Genomic DNA, 16,652 nt, shown 5'->3' with positions numbered 1-16,652 from the left:
AGGGTTGATGAATCATGAGCCTGGAAGCTTTGAATGAACGTGTGAAAAATGATCTGGATTATTTGTCTTTTGGTGGCGCGAACTGGGTACGTCCAAGAGAACATGCGGATGGTCATGTCTATGATGTCGTCATTGTGGGTGGAGGCCAGAGTGGATTAGGGGCGGCATTTGGACTTCTTCGTGAACGGATCTCCAATATTATCGTCATTGACGAGAATGCATCGGGGCTTGAAGGGCCTTGGGAGACATATGCGCGTATGGTTACTTTGCGTACACCCAAGCATCTGACTTCCATCGATCTGGGTATTCCCTCGTTAACCTTTCGCTCATGGTGGGAAGCACAGGTTGGACCCGAAGGCTGGGAAGAGATAGACAAAATCCCGCGTGGAGACTGGATGAATTATTTGCGCTGGTATCGGGAAGTATTGAATCTGCCTGTGCTTAATGAGGTGAAATTGACACTGGTTGAGCCAATAGAGGACGGTATACATCGACTTCATGTGAACAAGGCAGGAACTCAGATGGATGTCATACTTGCTCGTAAAGTAGTGTTTGCTACCGGAATACAAGGGGGCGGAGAATGGCATGTACCCTCCATGATTGCTGATAGATTACCTCGGGAGCTGTATGCCCATACGTCTGAAGCGATTGATTTTGAACGGTTAAAAGGTAAAAGGGTTGCAGTGCTTGGCGGCGGCGCTTCTGCTTTTGATAATGCGAGCTATGCGCTTGCCACGGGTGTGGCGGAAGCTCATGTGTTTGTACGCCGGGAACAGCTGCCTAGTGTTAATCCTATCCGTCAGATGGAACAATCTGGTATGATCGAGCGATACCACGCTCTTCCGGTTGCTGATAAATATGAAGTGATCTCTCATTTCTTCAAATTCAATCAACCGCCAACCAACGATACGTTTAATCGTGCGGCAGCCTGGCCTGGATTCGAGCTGCATCTGAACTCGCCTTGGCTGAGTGTAGAAGCGACGGACCAAGGCGCAATCGTGCATACGGCACAGGGAGCATATACGTTTGATTTTCTGATTATTAGCACAGGGCTTCTCAGTGATCCGGCACTCCGCCCTGAATTGAGGCTCGTGGAGCCATATATCGCGCGCTGGGAGGACTGTTATCAGGCTCCGCCAGAGCATCGCAATGCATTGCTGGATGCACATCCGTATCTGAGTTCCGGGTTTGCGATGACCAGCAGAAGTGAGCAGGGTGAGGAACCGTTGCACGGACTGTTTGTATTTAACTACTCTGCACTTGCCAGCTGCGGTCTGTCGGCGTCGGCCATATCTGGGACCAAGAGTGCGGTGCCCAAACTGGTCACTGCCATAGCGGATCAATTGTTTCTCGATAATCGGGAGGTTATTTTGCAACAATTCTACGCGTACGAAGAACAGGAATTTACGGCTACTTGGGTGAAAAGTGGTGCCCTTGGCTGAGTACATGCACTCCATAAGATTGTGAACGTGTGGCATCTGATGCTGCACGTTTTTTTTGTTTTTCACATGATGAAGGTTACACTTGCCTTTAATTTGTTGTAAAATGTCGGTTGGAACATGTTAAAGGCAGGGATAATAGATGAATGAAATGAACTATGAACAATTTAGAGCCCATTTGAAGAAAGCGTCGCGTAAACGAAATGTACCTTTGATTAAGATCGTTGCATTTCAAGAGAAATACATGAAGATTGAAGAAGTGCAATATTTTGATGTGGAACAAAATCATATGAGTGTTCAGGCCTGCAATACGTTGTGGATGCATCTGGAGAATAAATCTTTCCGTAATATGGTGTCCCAACATTTGCAGTTTTATAGAGACATGGAGAACCTGGGTCGGCATTCTTTTGAGAATCTGATCAAAGAACTATATGATACGTCTGTTCCTGTGCTGCTCGACTACAATCCCGCTCATTATTACACCTCGGGGCAGTTAGCTGAGATTCTGGTTATGGACGAGGAAAGGCTGATTGAACAATTGGAGATGGGCCGCTTCAAGGGAGCTTTTATTAATAAGGATGGGAAATGGCTTAAACCCAAACCGGATGCAATGGTTGTAGAGTCATAAACGCCATGAAGCTTCAATGAACAGCAAAATCCTGCAACGCCGCGCATCAAGCGCTGGAGGCTGCAGGATTTTTAATGGAGATACGAAGGGAACAGAATACCAACTTTAAGAACATGAAGTAAGTAACTTCGTTCGATCGTTAAATACTCAAGTGTTGCGACGAACCGTAAATCCATCTTTGCACCGATTAGGGGTGCCAGGGATTGAGACGATACTTCGTCCTTGAATCATGATTCCTTTTTGAGAGGTACGAAAAGCAGGAGACTGCCCGTTCAGGCGGCACATGTTAAAGGTTACGGGGGTAAGCCGTGCCATGGAGGCGATGGAGCTTCCTACAGTGGGTGCTTCAACAATCCACTCCGCAGAGGACTGCGGACCCGAATAATACTGAATGGTGCGGAAGGTCCAGCCTAGGGTTAGATTAGAAAGAGTGATGCACCAGGTTTTGCGCGTTAACTTGGAGATGACTGCCCGAATGCGATGACCAGGGGAAACGGGATGTGGAATGATGGTTTCCGCGTCAGGTAGGATCTCCCACCAGGCATAATAGCTGGGCTTGCCTTGAATCCAGTCGTGACCTGTTCCGGTCTGAATGAGACTGCTGTTCTCGAAGCCATCAATTCCAATCCATGCCGATGAATATGAGTTACGTGTGCCAGGTAGAACATAGGGTACAGTCCATTCCGCTGAAATGCGGCGGTATTGATGCTGTGTTCCTGTGCGAGCATAGCCACTCCAGTTGGAGGAGATCCATCCAAAGCGAGGAGAGGAGTCTTTCTTTTTCTGATGCAGGGCACAGGGTTTTCGCCGTTTGTGTGGACGATCTGTCATCAGGTCACCACCTTCGATAAAATAGGGACTAGATTATCAGATGCATGTTCAGGAGTCAGGGGAAGGGACAATTGGACAAGAAAATAAGTCGAAAGATGCGGGTTTTTGAAGGTTTTTAAATTATTTTGAATGAAAGTGGTTGTTTTTTGAGGAGTTTATGATACTATAGAAGCAGTTGGAGGAATGAAGATGCTGACTGAAGAACGATATGCTGCAATTATAGAGCGCTTACATTTACAGGGAATTGTGAAATTGCAAGAGCTTGTTGATGTGCTAGGTGCTTCTGAATCAACGATTAGACGTGATTTGATTGATCTGGAGAGTCGTCAGATGCTCAAACGCATCCACGGCGGTGCCGCACTGGTGAATGAAAAAACGCTGGAACCGGGAATGGAAGAAAAAACGTTCAAAAACATTCAACAAAAAACGACGATTGCCCGTTTGGCTGCACAGGAGATTGAAAATGGCGAATGCATCTATTTGGATGCAGGAACGACAACGTTAGCCATGATTCCTTTTATTGAAGCAAAGGACGTAACGGTGGTTACCAACGGACTTTCACATGTTGAGGCATTGGTGAGCAAACGTATTCGTAGTTACTTGCTCGGCGGTATGATGAAAATTCATACGAAAGCAGTCATCGGCAGTATTGCATTACAGAACATGGATAACTTCCGTTTTGATAAATGTTTTCTTGGGAGCAATGGAGTGGATCCCGAAATGGGGTATACAACACCTGATCCGGAGGAAGCCTTGATTAAAAGGCGTGCACATCAATTGTCGGGAAAATCTTATGTGCTGGCTGATTCCAGCAAAATAGGGGAAATTACTTTTGCCAAATTGTTTGATTTGGAGGAGGCCGATTTGATTACCGAGCAGATGCCAGAACACTGGCGGCCTGGAATCGCCCAGAAAACTAAAATAATTGAGGGATAATGATGATATATACGATAACACTAAATCCATCCATTGATTACATCGTGGAAGTGGATGAGCTGAAGCTTGGCGGATTGAATCGAATGAATCGGGATTTGAAGCTCCCGGGCGGCAAAGGCATTAATGTTTCTCGCATACTGAATCAACTTGGAGCAGATAACACAGCCATTGGTTTCCTTGGTGGATTCACGGGACGTTTCATTAATGACAAGTTGCAAGAAGATAACATCCGGACAGATTTTGTCACGATTGCAGATGATACTCGCATTAACATTAAGCTGAAGCATGGAGAAGAGACAGAGATTAATGGTCTTGGACCTGCAATCAGTGCAGAAGAGGCAGCGCAGTTGCTACACAAATTGTCTTCATTGCAAAAAGGAGATATTGTCATTCTCTCCGGAAGCGTGCCACCTTCACTTGGAACGGACTTCTATGATCGTCTCATTAAAGTGTGCAAGCAAACGGGTGCCGAATTCGTAATTGACACAACTGGACCTGCACTAATGGAAGCTCTTGTACATGAACCATTGCTGGTGAAGCCGAATCATCATGAACTGGCTGAACTGTTCGGTGTAACCATTGAGACTCGTGAGGAACTGGTGTTATACGGGCGTAAGTTGCTTGAAGCCGGTGCCAAACATGTGTTGATCTCCATGGCAGGCGAAGGTGCACTGTTCATTACCAAAGCGGAAGTTCATCATGCGAGTGTGCCAAAAGGTACTGTGAAAAACTCGGTTGGTGCTGGAGACTCCATGATTGGCGGATTCGTTGGTACCTATGTACAGAGCGGAGATCTGCTGGAGGCTTTCCGCACAGGGGTAGCATCTGGAAGCGCAACTGCGTTCTCGGATGATCTGGCAACACGTGAATTGATTGATGAACTACGCAATCAAGTAACCATTACGACGATCTAGTCTAACGGTCATATAAAAGGTTTTCATTGTAATTGTAATGTAGTGAGGCCTGCACATCGCAGGCCGATAGAACCTAAGGGAGTGTACCAAGATGAGAATAACAGACTTGATGATCCAGGAAACAATGATCATGGACCTGCAAGCTACAACCAAAGCTGAGGCTATTGATGAACTAATTGCAAGCCTGAACCGAAGCGGACGTATTAATGATCCTGTTCTGTTCAAGGAAATGATCTATAAAAGAGAAGCTGAATCCAGCACGGGGATTGGTGGCGGAATTGCGATGCCACATGCCAAAACAACAGCGGTGAACGAACCAACGGTTGTATTTGCCAAGAGTAGAAAAGGACTTGATTTTGAAGCGTTGGATGATCAGCCAGCTCATGTGTTCTTCATGATTGCGGCACCAGAAGGCGCAGGTAATACTCATCTGCGTACGCTTGCAGCTCTCTCCAGGTTGTTGATTGATAGCGATTTCATCTCACAATTGATGAGTACAGATACACCTGCGGAAGTAAGTGCATTGTTTGATGCCAAACAGGCGGAAGCAGCAGAGAAAGAAGCAGCCAAAGAGAAAGCAAAAGCTGAAAAAGCAGCGAATGCCGCATCCGCTTCTACTACTGGTCAGCAACAAAATACTTCTGGTGTGATTGTAGGAAATGCAAATTCGGAAGATTTTGTTGTTGCGGTTACAGCCTGTCCAACAGGTATAGCGCATACGTTTATGGCTGAAGATGCACTTAAAAAGAAAGCTCAGGAAATGGGCATTAATATTCGCGTAGAGACAAATGGCTCTGAGGGTGCACAGAATGTGCTCACTGCTGACGAGATTGCCCGCGCCAAAGGGGTTATCGTTGCCGCAGACAAAAATGTGGAGATGGCACGTTTCGATGGCAAACCGGTATTACAAAGACCGGTGAGCGATGGAATTCGCAAATCCGAAGAGTTGATTCGCAAAGCTGTTAACGGCGATGCACCGATCTATCGCAGTCAAGGTGGAAATGCCAAGGAAGAGGGCGCAAGTGCTGGCAAGATCAGTGTAGGTAGCAAAATCTATAAAGATCTGATGAATGGTATCTCGCACATGCTGCCTTTCGTTGTAGGTGGCGGTATCCTGCTTGCAATCTCCTTCTTGTTCGAACAGATTGCCAGTCCTGAAAATCCGATTGTGCAGTTGCTTCAAACAATTGGTGGCGGAACAGGTGCATTCCACTTCCTGATTCCGGTACTTGCCGGATTTATCGCGATGAGTATTGGTGATCGCCCGGCCCTGATGCCTGGTATGGTTGGTGGATTGATGGCGGTTAACTCTAACGCCGGTTTCCTTGGTGGTTTGGCTGCCGGTTTCCTGGCGGGTTATGTAGTCATTGGGCTCCGTAAGCTGTTCAAAGGTTTGCCAAAAGCGATTGATGGTTTGAAACCAATCTTGCTGTATCCGGTATTCGGCTTGCTGATCGTGGGTGCAATCAGTTTCTATGTCTTTGATCCAATCTTTGGTTTACTGAACACATGGCTTGTAGATGCACTTGGTAATCTGGGTACAGGTAATGCGGTATTGCTGGGCTTGCTGCTTGGCGGTATGATGTCCATCGATATGGGTGGACCGTTCAACAAAGCGGCTTACACATTCGCCATTGGCGTATTCACATCCAGTGGTAACACAGACGGTGCATGGATGGCAGCAGTTATGGCAGGCGGTATGGTGCCTCCTCTGGCGATTGCTCTTGCAACCACGTTCTTCAAATCCAAATTTACAGAGCAAGAACGCAAATCAGGTTTGACTAACTATGTACTTGGATTCTCTTTCATTACTGAAGGTGCAATTCCATTTGCTGCCGCTGATCCATTGCGTGTATTGACTTCTTGTATTCTGGGTTCCGCTGTTGCTGGCGGACTGACACAACTGTGGAGCATTAATGTACCAGCTCCGCACGGCGGGATCTTCGTTGCAGCACTGGCGAACCACGCACTGTTGTTCCTGCTCGCTGTTGCGATTGGTGCTGTAATCTCCGGTCTGATTCTGGGCTTGTGGAAGAAATCACCAACGCTCGTGAAGTAACAAATATAAGAATCATCTCCTGGGTGAATTTCACTTGGGGGATGTTTTTTTATTTCGGCTTGTGTAAAATGCTTATTTAACTTTTATATTAATACGTGGTAAAATAAAATTATATTATGAAACATAGTTTCGTCTGATGAAACTAGTGCGGAGGGATTGGAATGTCTGATGTAATCAAAAGTCAGGTGCAGAAGCAGTTTGCGAAAAATGCAGGGAAATACGTGACGAGTTCGGGGCATGCCAAAGGTGAGGATCTCGCGTTGCTCGTGGCTTCATCTCAAGCCACTCCAGATATGAATGTGCTTGATGTCGCCACTGGGGGAGGGCATGTCGCCAACGCTCTGGCTCCACTTGTTCAGCGGGTAACCGCTCTTGATTTAACGGAGGAAATGCTACAGGTGGCTGAACAATTTATCCAGGGGAATGGACACCGTAATGTAGATTTTGTGGCCGGAGATGCAGAGAAAATCCCTTTCGATGATGATTCCTTTGACCTTGTCACTTGCCGAATCGCTGCTCATCATTTTCCGGATGTATCTTCTTTTGTCTCTGAGGCACTACGCGTCATAAAGCCTGGCGGAAGGTTGTTGTTGATTGACAACGTGGCCCCTGAACGTGATGAGAATGACCAGTTTTACAATGAAGTGGAGAAGTGCCGAGATGCAAGCCATGTTCGGGCATGGCGCAAGACGGAATGGATTCATATGCTGGAGTATGCCGGATTCCGAACGGAAACGATGCTTTCCTTCCAGAAACGCTTTAAGTTTGAAGAGTGGTGTAACCGTGCAGCACTGCCCGAGAAGGAGAGGGAGGAACTTGAAGCAAGCATGCTGAGTGCACCTTCCATCATCCAAAAATTTTTCAACTTCGAAGTGACAGAACACGGGAAGCTTGTCAGCTTTCAAGGAGAAAGTGTGTATATTCAGGCGATTAAACCTACGCATATCTGATAAGGCAAGACAAACTATTTAGCAAAGCAGTTATACATTAGTAAAAGGTTGTACACCGAAAAAATAAAACAGGCAGAGTACCTTGGATAGGTAGATCTGCTTGTTTTATTTTCTACATACTAAATTAAACGACAGGCCATTTTACTTTACGCAAGGCATCGAGCAGCTCAGGCGGTGCATTCAGATTGTCACGGACCAGATCCCGCGGGGTTAACGCCATCCACTGATTCAGTGACACATCCTCAAAGCGATCACTCCGAAATATCTCCAAAAACCATAAGGTATCTGTACCGTTATTCTGTATATAGTGTCCCATTGCCACGGGAACATATCCTACATCTCCAGCCCGATAATCAAAGGTACGAGCAATACCATTGCCTCCGAAGACGGTCATTCTTCCTTGTCCTGTCAGATAGTATTGCCATTCATCCGCATTGGGATGCCAGTGCAGTTCGCGCATGGCGCCAGGTCGGATCTCAACGAGTGCGGCTGCAACGGTAGTTGAGATGGGGAAGTTAGTGGAGTCCACGATCCGCACGCTTCCGCCGGGTGTGATGAGCGGTTCCTGGGCTAACAATCGGTGTTTGAAAGTGAGAGGAACGGTGCCGTATGGAGACTGAACTTCCTGGCTCTCGATGGAACCCGGAACGGTATCTTGGAAAATGTACACCTGTTCCTTCGGCATTGACTGAAAAGCGGATTCGGGCACGCCGAAATTGACAGACAATACCTCGGGTGGTGTATGGGCAAACCAATCGGATATGGATAACGTATTCAGATCGGAGAAGGACCCGTCATCAAACACGAGCAGAAATTCACAACCATCCTCCAGTCCCTGAATGGAATGGGGCAGACCTTTGGGGAAAAACCAGAGATCGCCAGGACCCACATCGGCAATAAAATTACGTCCGTTCTGATCTACCGAGGTGATTCTTGCCGTTCCCCAGATCATATAGGCCCATTCGGATTGCTGATGCCAGTGCAGCTCCCGTACACCACCGGGTGTCAGACTCATGTTCACACCAGCCAGTGTAGTAGCAACAGGGAGATCCCGCACGGTGATTTCACGTGACCACCCGCCATGGTTCAATTGCATATGGGTATCGGAAAAAGACATTCTCAGATTGGGCAATAACCCGTTATCGGTAGCTGGAGGTACCAGCATATCGGGGTTTTGTATATCTCTCATGACGTCTCTGGGTCCCAGATCAGGTCCTCCAGCGCCATCACTGCGAATGGGTTGCGGGATGATGAATGGTTTTTCGTTTGGTTGCTGTCCTTTGCTCATTGAGTGAATCCCTCCAGTTTCAGTAGCATGTTGCACACGACATTGTCTCGTTATGTTTACACCTATGAATCAGGGCCTGGATAATATGAAGGACAAACGACAAAAAAAGACGTGACCGCAAACGGTCACGTCTTTATACGTATGTGAGAAGGTCGAACAATCCACGAATCCGGTTATCGAATCAGATGAAGGCAGAATTCCAAGTCCGATTGAAGGTGCTCCTTCATCAATCGTTCAGCAGTTGGGCCGTCATGTGCCTTGATCGCTTCACAAATCTGATGATGCTCTTCAATGAGGAAGGGGCGCTGATAATATACAACCGTCTGACGGAATAAATAAATGACGGATTGCATTTTATCGAACAGATCAATCATCAATGCATTATTACTCGCCCGCATGATGATTTCGTGAAACGCTTTATTGGCTTCCATAATCTCTTCTTTGCTTCCGGTATGTCCCACTTGCACGCAATGCTCAAGAGCCGCCACTTCCTGAGCGGATAAGAAGGCAGCAGCAGATTGAGCCGCATGTCCCTCCAGTAACTTCCGTAATTCAAACGTATTTCTCAGATCCGTCTCGGTTAGCTTGACGACCCGTTTGTTCACGACTAATCCTTCCTGTTCCAGGCGGCGGATGGATTCTCGGATCGGGGTCCGGCTGACATTCAGATCGGTCGCCAGCTTTTCTTCCACAAGTTTGGTTCCCGGAGAAAGGGTGCCTTGTAAAATCATGTCCCGCAGCACTTCATAAGCTTGCTGATAGGCTGGACGGGACTTGTCCGTACTTGGTTGCATTGTATTTCACCTCTATCTTTACTTTAGCGAAAATGAAGCCAATAAACAACCAGATAAAAAACCGAATTTAAATATTTGGATACATAAATAATAAAATTGTATACAAAAATTAAAATGTTGTGTACAATAACGAATGTGAACAGCAATGATAGCGATTACAAGAATGGAAAGCGAAGAATTTAGGCTGGAGGGATTGCAAGATGAAGAAACGAATTGGATTTATTGGACTCGGTATTATGGGACGTCCTATGTCATTGAACCTGATCCGGGCGGGATATGATGTAAGCGTATACGATATTAATCAAACGGCTGTGATGTCATTGGCTGATGCGGGAGCGCGAGGCGCAGCATCTCCGAAAGAGGTAGCTGAACATAGTGATGTCATCTTCACGATGCTGCCCAATTCAGAACATGTCCGCACCGTTATAACGGGCGAACAAGGTGTGCTGGCAGGAGCCAATACGGGGAGTATTATTATCGATATGAGCTCGATCTCACCGGTCGTTTCCAAAGAGCTGGCTCAGCTTGTATCCAAATCAGGCTTGCATATGTTGGATGCGCCCGTAAGTGGTGGGGAACCCAAAGCTATAGATGGTACACTCGCCATCATGGTGGGCGGCAATGAAATGATTTTTGAATCTGTGAAAGAGGTTCTGCAAGTGGTCGGACAGGATGTAACGCGAGTGGGGGATAATGGTTCAGGTGCAACAGCCAAGCTGGCGAATCAGATTATCGTGAACCTGAATATTGCCGCCATGTCCGAAGCGCTTGTATTTGCAGCCAAGGCTGGCATTGATGTAGAGAAGATGTATCAGGCGATCCGCAGCGGGCTCGCTGGAAGTGCGGTACTGGATGCGAAGGTTCCACTTATTCTGGATCGTAACTTTGTCGCTGGCGGACGCATTGATATTAACCTCAAAGACATGACCAATGTGATGGAAACGGCGCATGATATCGGAGTTCCATTACCGCTCAGCAGTCAGTTGCTGGAGATCTTCCATGCACTGAAGATTGATGGGAAAGCCGCAGATGACCATGGCGGAATCGTTCAATATTTTGAGAAACTCGCAGGTGTAGAAGTGAATCGGGTTCAATAAAAAATTTAAAAAAGAAAAAAGATTTTGAATAGATATAGATATGAGGTGGAGAGACATGACCTATCAGACGTTATCGGATATCCCCGCAGCTCTTCGGACGGAAAACTCTTCTGAAGGATTGCGAGGACAGATTAAACAATTGCAGGATGCGAGGGCTCGCAAAATTATCGTGTTGGATGATGATCCAACCGGTGTTCAGACGGTTCATGATATTGATGTGTTGACGCAGTGGGACAAGCCACTGTTGCAGGAGGCGTTTCGATCCTCTGAATCGTTATTCTATATTCTGACCAATACACGAGGGCTGGATGCAGATACAGCGGAACGTATTAATCGGGAGATTGCCCGCAATGTGCAAGAGGTTGCAGCAGAAGAAGGAACGAGTTTCACCTTTGTGAGTCGTAGTGACTCCATGCTACGTGGTTATTATCCGCTGGAGACGGATGTGCTAGCCGAAGAAGTGGCGCGTGTCAGCGGACGTGCATATGACGGACAACTGATCATTCCGGCCTTTTTCGAGGCAGGACGGGTTACGGTAGGCAACACGCATTATATGGTTGAGGGCGAACAGTTGATTCCAGTTCATGAGACGGAATTTGCCAAGGATAAAGTATTCGGGTATGAGCATGGAGATCTGCCATCGTGGGTCGAGGAGAAGACTTCAGGCCGTATTAAGGCTAGTCGCTGTCTTACCATTTCACTGGAGGAAATCCGTCAAGGAGTCGATGTAGTCAAAGCGATTTTGCTAAAAGCCGAAAGCAATGTACCGATTATCGTGAATGCGCTATCTTATGCAGACATGGATGTACTTTCTCTGGCTTTGCTGCAAGCAGAGGATGAGGGGAAAGCTTTTATTTTCCGGACGGCGGCCTCCTTTGTCAAATCGTATGCGGGTATCTCGGATCAGGCATTTTTGCCAAAAGAACGGCTGATCGCAAGCGGACAGGAACAACATGGTGGTATCGTTGTTGTTGGTTCCTATGTGCAGAAGACGACTCGTCAACTGGAACAACTGCTTACGTTTCCGGGCATCATAAGTCTGGAGATCGATGTGGAACGTGTATTAACGCCAGATGGATATACCGACGAGATTCGACGTGTGATTGGTGAAGCTAATAGGCAACTTGCGGAGGGGAATAATGTTGTTGTATACAGCAGCCGTAAGCTCATCACAGTCGAAGGACATGAGGGTAATTTCAAGATCAGCCAGACGGTATCGTCAGCTTTGGTCGAGATTGTGCAATCCCTTGAAGTCGTACCAAAGTTCATTATTGCCAAAGGCGGCATTACATCCAGTGATGTGGCAACGAAAGGTTTAGCCATACGCAAAGCAAGGGTGCTCGGTCAAGTGGCTGCGGGTATTCCGGTATGGTTGACAGGGGAAGAAGCCAAATTCAGTGGTATCCCATATATCGTGTTTCCAGGGAATGTTGGCGGGGAACGTGCGCTGTTGGAAACGGTAGAGAAGATCGAAGCTTAAGCTTAATACGAAGGCGCGCAGTGTTCAGGTCGTTTGGGCCAGTGTAATACTGCGTGCTGACACAACATAACAACTTGGGGGAGGCTATTCGGATGTATTCCGTATTCGGTCTTAGTCATGATGCAAGTCTGCTGCTCTACGCACTGATATCCATTCTTGGATTGATTCTGTTGATTGCCAAATTTAAAATGAATCCGTTTGTTGCCCTGATCGTGGGTGCTATCTTTATGGGATTGATCTCAGGTATGCCGTTCACGGATATCGTGAAGTCTTATCAGGAAGGTGTTGCAAGCGTTCTCGGATTTATCGCAATTGTTCTGGGACTTGGAACGATGCTCGGGAAACTCATGGCCGAATCTGGTGGGGCCGAACGAATAGCCCAGACACTCGTACGTGTCTTCGGGGAGAAGAACGTACACTGGGCGATGATGGTTGTTGCGCTGATCTGTGGTATTCCGGTATTTATCCAGGTCGGGATCGTGCTGCTGTTCCCGCTGGTATTTGTTATTGCGAAGCATACAGGAACATCGCTGATCAAAATCGGACTTTCACTTGTCGCAGGTCTTGCCGTGGTGCACAGTCTGATTCCGCCTCATCCGGCGGCGATGCTCGCTGTAGGAATCTTCAATGCCGATGTTGGTAAAACGATATTCCTGGCTCTGATTGTATCCCTTCCAGCCGCAGCGATTGCAGGTCCGCTCTATGGAACATGGATTTCCAAGCGGATCAAAGTCGAGACTTCAAGTGAGCTGATGGAACAGTTCACCGAGACCAAAGATCGGGAACTGCCTGGGTTCGGTATCACTCTCTTTACGATTTTGCTTCCAGTGATTCTGATGTTGCTGGCTACGATTGTGGATCTGATGCTGCCAGAGTCGAATGTGTTCCGTCAGGTCGTTGATTTCATCGGTAGTCCGATTATTGCACTGCTGCTCGCTCTGCTCTTTTCCTTCTATTCTTTTGGATATGCACGTGGTTTCAGCAAACAGCAGATATTAAAATATACGAATGATTGCTTGGGCCCAGTTGCCTCCATCATCTTGCTGATCGGTGCAGGCGGCGGATTCAACCGCATCCTGACAGACAGCGGTGTAGGTGATGCGATCGCAGGATTTGCCCAAAGTGCGCATCTGTCGCCACTCGTGCTGGCTTTTGTCATTGCCGGATTGATTCGTGCAGCGGTAGGCTCAGCTACGGTGGCGATGACAACAGCGGCGGGTATTGTGGCTCCAATCGCCATGACAATGCCGGGTGTAAGCCCTGAATTGCTGGTGCTCGCAACGGGAGCAGGTTCGATTATTTTGTCCCATGTGAATGATTCAGGGTTCTGGATTGTCAAAGAGTACTTGAATCTGTCTGTGCCGCAGACACTTAAGACATGGACGGTCATGGAGACCATTCTCGGATTTGCCGCCTTCGGCATGGTGTTATTGTTAAGTATCTTTATTTAACAAGAAAAACGTTACGTGGGCGTTACGAAAATGAAGTAATGCCACAATACCTATAAAGTCCGTCATACCTATAAAGCCCATAAACATAACAAAAACACGCCGCTGTGGCGTGTTTTTGTTATGTTTATGTTTACGATCCATCATGGTTAAGATGGGTTGACTATGGCCTTTCCAGACGGAGTTGTACGGAAATTCTGTTCGTAGATCTCATTTACGCGATGGAGAACGGCAGGACCTTGCTCTGTGAAACGAAGTGCTGTTGCTTTATTTTTAACCAGAAATGTACCCGATTTATGTCTGGTGGGTGATAGAGCCGCACTGTAGAGCAATGAAGCGCCATGACTGGGATGAGGGAAGAACCATTTCATAATGGGTTTGATATAAAAGGGCAGGCCGGATGTTTTGTTGCCACGTAGCGTGTTATTTCCACCAGGATCTACGCTTAGCAGTTGTATGCCATCCGCTTTGCCAGACTTGGCAACCTCGCGTGTCCATAAGGAGAGACCGAGCTTCGAGGTGGCATAGGGACCAAACAGCTTTTTGAACTCAGCTGGACGTTCCAGGATGTTTAAATCAAATTGTTTGATCATATTGAACGCGGTGGTAGAGGTATTGACGACTGTTTTTATCTGTCCTTTGAGCAACAGCTCAACGAATTCCATGTAAATGATGTATGGGACCACAGTTTGAAGTTCAAAGTGCATTTCATGCCCTTGGTCAGAAAAACGAAGTTCGGAAGCACTGCCCCCGGCATTGTTAAACAAAACATCGATGGAATCGGTATCGGACTTGATCTGGTTTAGTGCCGTTCTCAGACTGTCGTAGTTGGTTAGATTAGCCTGAACCAAACGAAGTTGGCCTGAACGTAAGGCGCTCTGTATTTCGGTATCGTCGGCAGGGAACGTGGAACGGTTGAGACCGATTACCTGCCATCCTTCGGCCAGTAATTGGCGAGTCAGTTCAAGGCCAATTCCCGATGTTGAGCCTGTGATGAGAGCGGTGCGAACTTGGTTTCGTATATTCATAAATACCTCCAGAAAGAATGGGATTACAGAACGAATCTGTATGCTGCGCTCATTCTATAACTTGGAGTCGACTCCAAGTCAAGGGGGCAGGGTGGGACGGATCACGCTTGACTTGGAGCTGGCTCCAAGTTGTAATATGAAGAGAGATGAATGCGGAGGAGGGCCATAGGATGAGCCATATTGAAGTGTTCTCCATTAAAGAAACGTCGGAACGGGCCGGATTATCGGAAGATACGATTCGTTATTATGAGAAGATCGGACTGCTTCCCCGAGCTGAACGCAAGGCCAATCGCCATCGGGTATACCGCCCGGAGGATATTCATACGATGAAGTTGATTACTTGCCTGAAAAAAACAGGCATGTCTCTGGAGGAAATGAAGCCTTATCTACAGATGTCCATGGATTCGGATCTGGCAGATTTCCCGGAGGAACGGGAGATGCTGGTGAACCATCGAAAGAAAGTTGAAGCACAGATTGCTTCGCTACAGCAGGTGGTTGATTTTATCGACGAGAAGTTGGATAAACGAAGTATGTATCCTGATGAATGCTCTATTACCGAGGAGAATCAGATGTCTGTGTTTGAGAAAAAGAACCTATTCTCTTGATGGCGCTGCTGCCTATTTGAATCCGAAACCCACGTCATGATGACGCGGGTCTTTTTGCTGTTTCTAGTATTTAATATCGAGTGTATGACGAAGTCGTTTGATATCGCTTTTGGGAGGGAGACCATACATGCGGGCATACTCCCTGCTGAATTGAGACGGACTTTCATAGCCAACCTGGAAGGCAGCGTCGGCGGCATCGGTTGAACCTGCAAGCAGCATTCGCCGGGCTTCATGCAATCGAATTTGTTTCTGGAATTGCAAAGGGCTCATGGCGGTAATGGCTTTGAAATGATGATGTAATGAGGAAGAACTTATGTTGATCATGGCAGCAAGTTTCTCAATCCGAAGTGGCTTAGCGTAATCAGATTGGATGACTTCGATCACCTCGGCGATGTGCTGTGCATGACTGTCCTGAATAGCAAACTGCTTGATGGAATGTCCGTGTTCATCCTGAATAATGCGATATAGAATTTCGCGGATAAACAGAGGGGCGAGGACAGGAATGTCTTCAGGTGTATCCAGCAGCCGAACCAATCGGATCACGGCTTCAAGAAGGGAAGGTTTGGTTGAGCTAACAAACAATCCTCTTCGTGTTGAATGGTCAGGTTTGGGTTGTGCAGAAGGCGTATCCTGAATCAGATCAAAAATCTGCCCTGAATCAAAATCCAGTCGCATACATAGATAGGGATGTTCGGTTGTAGCCTTTACAACCTGCCCTGAAATAGGCAAGTTTACGGAAGCTACCAAATATTGCGACAGGTCGTAGGTGTAGCTCTCGCGGGCGAGTACAACTAATTTGGAACCTTGGGCGACAATGCAGAGGGCAGGCTGATGAACGGAATATATGGGTTGTGAGATCTCGGAGGCACGGATTAAGGCAAGCGAAGGAATTGCTGTTGGATGTATCCCGTCATTTGGGGTGAAGTGCTCAATAAGTTGGGCCAATTGTTGCTGCTGCTCTGTGATGCCCGTATCCGTTTCATTTGTTTTAATGAGCATGAATTGCATCCCCCTTGTAAACCACTATTACTACTATTTTAAACGTGCTGGAGGATTAGGCAAGAATACTGTGGGATTTTTCTATCTTACAACGACTGATCCTCTACATAATGGAGATAAGCAACGGAATCTTCTGAAGCAGAGAGGAGTGAGAAA

15 protein-coding genes are annotated in these 16,652 nt (G+C 47.1%); 10 read left to right on the top strand and 5 right to left on the bottom strand.

Annotated features, from left to right (window positions below):
* The first annotated feature begins 14 nt into the window (after nt 1-14).
* Together OM416_RS12655 and OM416_RS12650 are read left to right on the top strand one after the other, a co-directional pair.
* Complete coding sequence (locus OM416_RS12655; protein WP_264929757.1) at nt 15-1,442, top strand: NAD(P)-binding domain-containing protein; 1,428 nt, start codon at nt 15-17, stop codon at nt 1,440-1,442.
* A gap of 139 nt (nt 1,443-1,581) precedes the next feature.
* Nucleotides 1,582-2,067 (top strand): hypothetical protein, encoded by a 486-nt coding sequence (locus OM416_RS12650; protein WP_264929755.1) that lies wholly within the window; start codon nt 1,582-1,584, stop codon nt 2,065-2,067.
* Nucleotides 2,068-2,214: 147 nt separating this feature from the next.
* Here the strand turns inward: OM416_RS12650 and OM416_RS12645 are convergent, their stop codons facing one another.
* A complete protein-coding gene (locus OM416_RS12645) occupies nt 2,215-2,898 on the bottom strand; it encodes a G1 family glutamic endopeptidase (RefSeq protein ID WP_264929753.1) in 684 nt (227 codons plus the stop codon).
* A 189-nt stretch (nt 2,899-3,087) separates the two neighbouring features.
* On the opposite strand from OM416_RS12645, the gene OM416_RS12640 reads away from it, so the two are divergent.
* The 4 genes from OM416_RS12640 (at nt 3,088) to OM416_RS12625 (ending at nt 7,757) form a co-directional block, all read left to right on the top strand.
* Nucleotides 3,088-3,834: a DeoR/GlpR family DNA-binding transcription regulator gene (locus tag OM416_RS12640; protein WP_017689448.1), complete on the top strand. Its 747-nt coding sequence runs from the start codon at nt 3,088-3,090 to the stop codon at nt 3,832-3,834.
* Nucleotides 3,835-3,836: 2 nt separating this feature from the next.
* On the top strand, nt 3,837-4,748 hold the full coding sequence (pfkB, locus tag OM416_RS12635) for a 1-phosphofructokinase (protein ID WP_264930721.1): 912 nt from the start codon (nt 3,837-3,839) through the stop codon (nt 4,746-4,748).
* A gap of 91 nt (nt 4,749-4,839) precedes the next feature.
* Nucleotides 4,840-6,807, top strand: coding sequence for a PTS fructose transporter subunit IIABC (locus OM416_RS12630; protein ID WP_264929749.1), 1,968 nt, complete (start codon nt 4,840-4,842; stop codon nt 6,805-6,807).
* A gap of 161 nt (nt 6,808-6,968) precedes the next feature.
* Nucleotides 6,969-7,757, top strand: a complete 789-nt coding sequence (locus OM416_RS12625; protein WP_264929746.1) for a class I SAM-dependent methyltransferase — start codon at nt 6,969-6,971, stop codon at nt 7,755-7,757.
* Between the two features lie 124 nt (nt 7,758-7,881).
* On the opposite strand, the gene OM416_RS12620 is transcribed toward OM416_RS12625, so the two are convergent.
* Together OM416_RS12620 and OM416_RS12615 are read right to left on the bottom strand one after the other, a co-directional pair.
* Nucleotides 7,882-9,045, bottom strand: coding sequence for an oxalate decarboxylase family bicupin (locus tag OM416_RS12620; protein WP_264929744.1), 1,164 nt, complete (start codon nt 9,043-9,045; stop codon nt 7,882-7,884).
* Nucleotides 9,046-9,218: 173 nt separating this feature from the next.
* Nucleotides 9,219-9,839 carry a GntR family transcriptional regulator gene (locus OM416_RS12615; protein WP_264929742.1) on the bottom strand — a complete coding sequence of 207 codons (621 nt, stop codon included), beginning with the start codon at nt 9,837-9,839 and terminating at the stop codon, nt 9,219-9,221.
* Between the two features lie 200 nt (nt 9,840-10,039).
* Between OM416_RS12615 and garR the strand changes: the two genes are divergently transcribed.
* The 3 genes from garR (at nt 10,040) to OM416_RS12600 (ending at nt 13,867) form a co-directional block, all read left to right on the top strand.
* Nucleotides 10,040-10,936, top strand: a complete 897-nt coding sequence (gene garR, locus OM416_RS12610; protein ID WP_076318389.1) for a 2-hydroxy-3-oxopropionate reductase — start codon at nt 10,040-10,042, stop codon at nt 10,934-10,936.
* Nucleotides 10,937-10,991: 55 nt separating this feature from the next.
* Nucleotides 10,992-12,416, top strand: a complete 1,425-nt coding sequence (locus tag OM416_RS12605) for a four-carbon acid sugar kinase family protein (protein WP_264929738.1) — start codon at nt 10,992-10,994, stop codon at nt 12,414-12,416.
* A gap of 92 nt (nt 12,417-12,508) precedes the next feature.
* Complete coding sequence (locus OM416_RS12600) at nt 12,509-13,867, top strand: GntP family permease (protein ID WP_264929736.1); 1,359 nt, start codon at nt 12,509-12,511, stop codon at nt 13,865-13,867.
* A gap of 146 nt (nt 13,868-14,013) precedes the next feature.
* Here OM416_RS12600 and OM416_RS12595 read toward each other — a convergent pair whose 3' ends face one another.
* The gene (locus OM416_RS12595; protein WP_264929734.1) at nt 14,014-14,892 is read right to left on the bottom strand and encodes an SDR family NAD(P)-dependent oxidoreductase; all 879 of its coding nucleotides are present in this window, start codon (nt 14,890-14,892) and stop codon (nt 14,014-14,016) included.
* Between the two features lie 170 nt (nt 14,893-15,062).
* Here OM416_RS12595 and OM416_RS12590 point away from each other — a divergent pair, with 170 nt between their 5' ends.
* Nucleotides 15,063-15,497, top strand: coding sequence for a MerR family transcriptional regulator (locus OM416_RS12590; RefSeq protein ID WP_264929732.1), 435 nt, complete (start codon nt 15,063-15,065; stop codon nt 15,495-15,497).
* A 63-nt stretch (nt 15,498-15,560) separates the two neighbouring features.
* On the opposite strand, the gene OM416_RS12585 is transcribed toward OM416_RS12590, so the two are convergent.
* Nucleotides 15,561-16,496, bottom strand: coding sequence for an AraC family transcriptional regulator (locus OM416_RS12585; protein WP_264929730.1), 936 nt, complete (start codon nt 16,494-16,496; stop codon nt 15,561-15,563).
* Nucleotides 16,497-16,652: the final 156 nt, after the last annotated feature.

This window comes from Paenibacillus sp. LS1 (genome assembly GCF_026013365.1).
Classification (GTDB): Bacteria; Bacillota; Bacilli; order Paenibacillales; family Paenibacillaceae; genus Paenibacillus.
The sequence above is the reverse complement of the archived record's forward strand: the minus strand, read 5'-3'. Positions and strand labels throughout refer to the sequence as shown.